The sequence below is a fragment of the Candidatus Rokuibacteriota bacterium genome (assembly GCA_030647435.1).
Lineage (GTDB): Bacteria > Methylomirabilota > Methylomirabilia > Rokubacteriales > CSP1-6 > AR37.
The window spans coordinates 1-5,995 of the sequence record JAUSJX010000003.1 but is presented as its reverse complement, the minus strand read 5'-3'; the positions used below and the strand labels follow the sequence as shown (position 1 = coordinate 5,995).

At 69.6% G+C, this 5,995-nt stretch carries 6 protein-coding genes; 1 reads left to right on the top strand and 5 read right to left on the bottom strand.

The annotated features are described in order from the left end of the window. Positions 1 to 205: 205 nt before the first annotated feature. Positions 206 to 1,408, top strand: a complete 1,203-nt coding sequence (locus Q7W02_00195) for a Do family serine endopeptidase (GenBank protein ID MDO8474609.1) — start codon at positions 206 to 208, stop codon at positions 1,406 to 1,408. 52 nt (positions 1,409 to 1,460) lie between these two features. Here the strand turns inward: Q7W02_00195 and Q7W02_00190 are convergent, their stop codons facing one another. The 5 genes from Q7W02_00190 to Q7W02_00170 all read right to left on the bottom strand — a co-directional run. Continuing rightward, the gene (locus tag Q7W02_00190) at positions 1,461 to 2,288 is read right to left on the bottom strand and encodes a cytidylate kinase family protein (GenBank protein MDO8474608.1); all 828 of its coding nucleotides are present in this window, start codon (positions 2,286 to 2,288) and stop codon (positions 1,461 to 1,463) included. A 6-nt stretch (positions 2,289 to 2,294) separates the two neighbouring features. Next, positions 2,295 to 2,492, bottom strand: coding sequence for a hypothetical protein (locus tag Q7W02_00185; protein ID MDO8474607.1), 198 nt, complete (start codon positions 2,490 to 2,492; stop codon positions 2,295 to 2,297). An 80-nt stretch (positions 2,493 to 2,572) separates the two neighbouring features. Next, positions 2,573 to 4,345, bottom strand: coding sequence for a tetratricopeptide repeat protein (locus tag Q7W02_00180; protein ID MDO8474606.1), 1,773 nt, complete (start codon positions 4,343 to 4,345; stop codon positions 2,573 to 2,575). After that, the gene (locus Q7W02_00175) at positions 4,342 to 5,073 is read right to left on the bottom strand and encodes a tetratricopeptide repeat protein (GenBank protein MDO8474605.1); all 732 of its coding nucleotides are present in this window, start codon (positions 5,071 to 5,073) and stop codon (positions 4,342 to 4,344) included. The genes Q7W02_00180 and Q7W02_00175 overlap by 4 nt, the downstream gene beginning before the upstream one ends. 24 nt (positions 5,074 to 5,097) lie before the next feature. Continuing rightward, the coding region (locus Q7W02_00170; GenBank protein ID MDO8474604.1) for a PilT/PilU family type 4a pilus ATPase at positions 5,098 to 5,995 on the bottom strand (898 nt) is incomplete at its 5' end.

Genomic DNA, 5,995 nt, shown 5'->3' with positions numbered 1-5,995 from the left:
GGCCAGTCGTGACACCCGACCTCGCGCCACGCCACTTCGGGCGCCCTTGCGACCCTGAAACCGCCTCGGTGGGGCCCCGGAAGGCCGCGAAATATTGGCGGGACACCCCAACCTCGGGAGTTTCGCGACAGAAACTAGCTAGGCCTCCCCCTTCCTTGACACCTCGCGACGGCGGCGCCTATCATCCGCTGCCCGTACCCCAACCATGAACCGCTCTCTCTTGCCCGGAGCCCTGGTCGCACTCCTCGTGGCCATCGCGGCCGGGGGGGGATGGGTGTTGCACGGCGTCTTCCCGACGGCCGGTGAGCGCTCCGGAGCCTCGCCGCGGCCGGCCCCGGGCGCGACCTCGGCCGAGAGCCTGCAAGCGGGTTTCGTCGGCATCGCCGAGCACGTGCGCCCCGCGGTGGTCAACCTCGGCACCATCCAGAAGGCCCGCTCGCGTCGCGCGCCCGGTCCGCAGTCGGGCCGGGACGATCCCTTCTTCCAGGATTTCTTCAAGCAGTTCTTCGGCCCCGAGGGGCCGAGCGGCTCGGAGTTCCGCCGTCCCGGCCTGGGCTCAGGCGTGATCTTCGACAAGCGCGGCCTCGTTCTCACCAACTTCCACGTCGTCAAGGGCGCCGACGAGATCACGGTGAAGCTGTCCGACAAGCGCGAGTACCGCGGGCAGATCCTGGGCACCGATTCCAAGACGGACCTGGCGGTGATCCGCTTCCAGCCCGACCACGAGCTGACGGTCGCGACCCTCGGGAATTCGGAAGCGCTCCGCGTCGGGGAATGGGCGATCGCCATCGGCAACCCCTTCGGTCTCGATCAGACGGTCACGGTGGGCGTGATCAGCGCCACCGGACGCTCGGACGTGGGGGTCGCCACGTACGAGAACTTCATCCAGACGGACGCCTCCATCAACCCGGGCAACTCCGGCGGGCCGCTCTTGAACCTCAAGGGCGAGGTCATCGGCATCAACACGGCGATCTTCTCCCAGAGCGGCGGGTCCATCGGCATCGGCTTCGCCATCCCGATCAACATGGTCAAGCGGGTGGTGGACCAGCTCGTGGACAAGGGCAAGGTGGTGCGGGGGTGGCTCGGCGTGTCGCTCCAGCCGCTGTCGACCGAGCTGGCCGACTCCCTGGGCGTCACAGGGAAGCAGGGCGCCGTCGTGGCTTCCACCATGCCGGGCGGGCCAGCGGCGGCGGCGGGACTCCTGCAGAACGACGTCATCCTCGCCTACGACAAGACGCCGGTCGAGGACTACCACCACTTCCAGCGGTTGACAGCGGAGACCCGGGCCGGAACCAAGGTCGTCCTGCAGATCCTGCGCAAGAAGCGGAAGATCGAGCTGCCCGTGACGGTCGCGGAGGCGCCCGACGACGGCCCCCGGCGTCCGGCCGGCGCCTCCCCGAAGAGCTAGGCCCCCGGCCCTACGCCCAAGACCCTACGCCCAAGACTCTACGCCCAAGACTCTACGCAACGAAGGGCGGGATGGGCGGGATGTCCACCTGCTGGGTCTTGACCTCGCGGACACCACGGACGGAGCGCGCCACCTCGACCGCTTCATCCATCGCCGCCGTGCCCTCGAGCGTGACGAGCCCGCTCCGGGCCTCGACCGTGATGCGATACTTGCGCGTCTGGGGATTGGTGGCCAGCGCCACCTGGACCTGCGAGGCCAGGGACCGGTCGGCGACGAGCTGCTGCCCCGCGGGGGTCGTCTGGAGCTCCGGCCGCTGGAGCGCCCCGGCGACGAGCTCCACGGCGGCGTCGATCGACAGCTTCTCCATGTTGAGCACGATGTCGTAGAGCGAAGGATCGCGCAGATCCACCTCGTACAGATAGCGCATGCGGCCGAGCTTCTCGCTGTCGTCCCGGCGCGCCATGTCCTGCACGGTGCGCGGGTTGGTCTGCTCGCCCATCTGCCCGGAGAGCTTCTTGGCGAGGCGCTTGACCCGCAGGTCGAATGGCGCCATCACCCGCAGGCGCACCACGTGGGGGATGCCCCGCAGGAGCCACTGGCCGGCGCGGCCCATGAGCACCACGCGGTCCTTCTCGGCGAACTCGAAGAGCGCCGTCTGCAGCACCGTGATGTAGCGCCGGGTCTCGGCGTCGAAGCGCTCGAAGAGCGAGGGTTTGGACTCGTCGAGGTTCGAGAGCTTTTCCTCCTGGACACCGTAACGCAGCGCGGCGTCCGAGATGAGCTCCTGGTCCACGTAGTGCAGGCCCAGCCGCTCGGCCACCTTCTGGCCGATCTCGGGGCCACCCGCGCCGATCTCATGGGAGACGGTGACGATGCTCATAGGGGGTCACTCCTTCCGGTATTTGTTCCGGAGCGCGGCGGGCGCGATGGCGATGCGCTTGCCGCTGACGTCGTCCAGGACGTAGACCTCGTCGGCCAGGGTGCCGCTGGCGAAGACCTCGAAGACCTCCAGCACCTCTTCCAGGGTCGTGCCCGCGGGCCGCCCTGCCATCATCGCTTCCACGGCCTCGCGCTTGAGTCGCATGGGAGTGGGCCACTCAGTACCAGGAAAGTCCCCCGAACGCAAGCGCCCCGGAGCGGAGACGCTCGGGCCGGAGCAGGGTCTCAGCGGGACCCAGGGGGAGCCTTGGGGACAGCCTCGGTCTGGGATCTGTCCCGCGCGAGCGCCGCTGACTCGCGCACAAGCAAGTCGGCCTCGCCGGGGCGCCCTTCGCGACGAAGCTCGTCGGCGCGCTTGACGAGAGCCGTCGAGAGGGCGGCCCGAGCGACCGGGCGGTCGGGCCGCTGAGCCAGAACGTGGCGGAGCAGGGGAAGCGCCTCCGCGAACTTGCCCTGGACGACATAGAGCAACCCCAGGTTGAAGGCCCCGCCGATACGGTCGGGTGCGAGCCGCATGGCTTCCCGGAACTGTGCGGCGGCCTCGTCATATCGGCCGCGCCGGATGAGGACCGCGCCCAGGTTATTGCGCGGCCCCGCGCTCTCCGGTCGCGCCGTCACCGCTGCGCGGAAGGCCGTCTCCGCTTCGGCGAGACGATCCTGTTCGAGCAGCAGGTTGCCCAAATTGCTCTGGCAGACCATGCATGCCGGGTCCACGCCCGCAGCCCAGCGCCAGAGGGTCTCGGAGTCGTGCCACACCCGGCTCTGCCGCCAGGCCCCCGCCCCCAGCGTCGCCACCATGAGCACCATCGCCCCGAGCACCACTCCCTCGAGCCACGGCCGCAGCACGCCCCGCGCCCCCGCCCGGATGACCCACACGACTGCCGCGCCCGCCAGCACCGCAAAGCCCAGCCCCGAGAGATAGCTGTACCGGTCGTGGGCCAGCTGATACCCCGCGTGCACCGCCCCGCTCACCGGCAGCACCAGGAGCGCCGAATACACCCACGCCGCGAGCCCCCCCGGCCACCGCCGCCTCAGCAGGAGCAGCGCGGTCGTGATCACCGGCACCGCCACCATCGGCAGCAGGAACCGCCACGCCAGCGGCTCGACCCGCGCCGGCAGCTCGTACATCGGCGACAGGTCGACCGGCCACAGAAACTTCCACGGGTAGAACATCAGGCTATACAGCGTCATCACCGCGCGCGCCCCGACGCCGTACTCCGCGTAGCCCGTCACCGTCGCCCCCTGCCGCACCGCCACCAGCGCCACCACCGCCCCCACCCCGGCCAGCACGAAGTAGCCGATCTTCTCCCGCAGGAGCACCGTGACGCCCACCCCGCGCCGCTGGAGTGGATAGACATCCAGCACCAGCAGCGCCACCGGCAGCATCATGGTCGAGGCCTTGGACGAGAGCGCGGCGGCGAAGAGCCCCAGCGACACCGCGCGCCACCGCGAGTCAAGCCGCCCGCCTGCCCCCCGCTCGACTGCTTTGAGATAGCCCAGCACCGCCAGCAGGAAGAAGAACCCGCTCAGCACGTCGCGCCGCTCCGTCACCCAGGCCACCGACTCGACCCGCAGCGGGTGCACCGCGAACACTGCCGCCGCCGCCGCCGCGCCCCACGCCACCGCTCCCTGCGCCCGTTCCCCCCCCGCCCCCGCCGCCAGCAGCCGCCGCGCCACGGCGTAGAACACCACCGCGTTGGCCGCGTGTAACAACACATTGCCCAGGTGATAGCCCCACGGCGCCATCCCCCCGATCACGTAGTTCGCCCCGAGCGTCAGCCACGTGAGCGGGATCCAGTGCCCCATCAGCGTCGTCGTGAACATCCAGCGGAGGTTGCTCCAGCCGAGGCCCCGGAAGTTCGGGTTCCGGAGGAAATTGCCGCCGTCGTCCCAGTCGAGGAACTGTCCGCTGAGACCCGGAAGAAAGGCGACGAACGCGACCGTGAACACGAGGACGGGAAGGACGAGCGGTCGACCCGCGATTCGCTCCGTGTTCACCGGCCGGACCGGCCGGTGTCCGACCCGACGGCCGGCTCTCGCGCGCTCGTCGGCCCGGGCGCGCCGGGGTCGTGCGCCAGAAGATCCGTCGCCTCCCTCAGCAGCCCGGCTGCCTCCCGCCGGTCCCCCGTCGCCTCAAGCTCGGCGGCCCGCTTTCGAAGCGCCAGCACCAAGTCCTTGCGCACGAGCGGGAAGCGGGGGTCGAGCGCGAGCGCCCGCCGCAGGAGCGGAATTGCATCCGCGTAGCGTCCCTGGTCGACGTGAAGCAATCCCAACCGACGCCGCTCCGTCACCCAGGCCACCGACTCGACCCGCAGCGGGTGCACCGCGAAGAGCAGCGCCGCACAGACGGCGCCCCCCAGGATCGCGGGGGCCGGCGCAGCCGCACCCCAGGCCGCGGCCAGCAGGCGCCTCGCGATGACGCATAGCACCGCGGCGTTGGCGGCATGCAACAGGAGATTGCCGAGGTGGTACCCCCAGGGGTCGAGCCCACCGAGTGCGTAGTTCACTCCCAGGCTGAGCCAGGTGAGCGGGATCCAGTGTCCGAGAAGCGTTGTGGTCGCCATCCACCGAAGTTGGGTCCAGCCCAGACCCCGAAAACCGGGGTTCGTGAGGAAGTTGATGTTGTCGTCCCAATTGAGGAACTGGCCGCCGAGCGTAGGTAGGAAGGGAAGAAACGCGAGAGCTGAAACGAGGAGGGCGGCGCCCCAGGCAGCGCCATTCACCACGGGCTGGCCCGGGTGCTTTGCCGGCTAGCGCCGGCCAAGGAGGCGGGCCATTTCCTTGGGATCGAAGCAGTGCTCGATGGCGTCGTCGGCGCTGATCCATCCCTTCTCGACGAGGCCCTTGAGCGAGTTCTCCATCGTCAGCATGCCGGAGGAGGCGCCCGTCTGGAGCAGCGACTGGATCTGGAAGGTCTTGCCCTCGCGAATCAGGTTGCGGATCGCAGGGCTGACCATGAGCATCTCCATGGCCAGCGCGATACCATCGCCGTCCCTGCGCGGGATGAGCTGCTGGGTCACGACGGCGTGGAGCACGTTGGCGAGCTGGACGCGCGCCTGCTGCTGCTGGTGGGGCGGGAAGACGTCCACGATGCGGTCGATACCCTGGGCCGGCGTCTTCGTGTGCAGCGTGGCAAAGACGAGATGGCCCGTCTCCGCCGCCGTCAGCGCCGACTCGATCGTGGGCACGTCGCGCATCTCGCCGACCAGGATCACGTCGGGGTCCTCCCGGAGGGAGGCGCGGAGCGCGCTGGCGAACGAGAGCGTGTCGATGCCGACTTCCCGCTGCACGACGATGCTCGACTTGTGCTGGAAGAGGTACTCGACCGGGTCCTCGAGCGTGACGATGTGGAGCTGTCGCTCCTGGTTCATGCGGTCGAGGAGCGAGGCCAAGGTCGTCGACTTTCCCTGACCCGTGGCGCCCGTCACCAGGACGAGCCCGCGCTTCAGCTTGAGCAGATCCAGCACCCCGGGAGGAAGCCCGAGCTGCTCCACCGCCGGAATCAGGTAGGGGATGCGCCGGAACGCGACGGCGACGCTCGCGCGCTGCCTGAAGACGTTGATGCGGAAGCGGGCGAGCCCCGCGATACCGTAGGAGAAGTCGCAGTCGAGCCGCTCGCTGAAGGTCTTCTTCTGCTCCTCCGACATG

Bases quoted from the DNA above. Each gene is read 5' to 3' on its own strand.
- Q7W02_00195 (MDO8474609.1), top strand. From the start codon at position 206: ATGAACCGCTCTCTCTTGCCCGGAGCCCTGGTCGCACTCCTCGTGGCC.
- Q7W02_00190 (MDO8474608.1), bottom strand. From the start codon at position 2,288: ATGAGCATCGTCACCGTCTCCCATGAGATCGGCGCGGGTGGCCCCGAG.
- Q7W02_00185 (MDO8474607.1), bottom strand. From the start codon at position 2,492: ATGCGACTCAAGCGCGAGGCCGTGGAAGCGATGATGGCAGGGCGGCCC.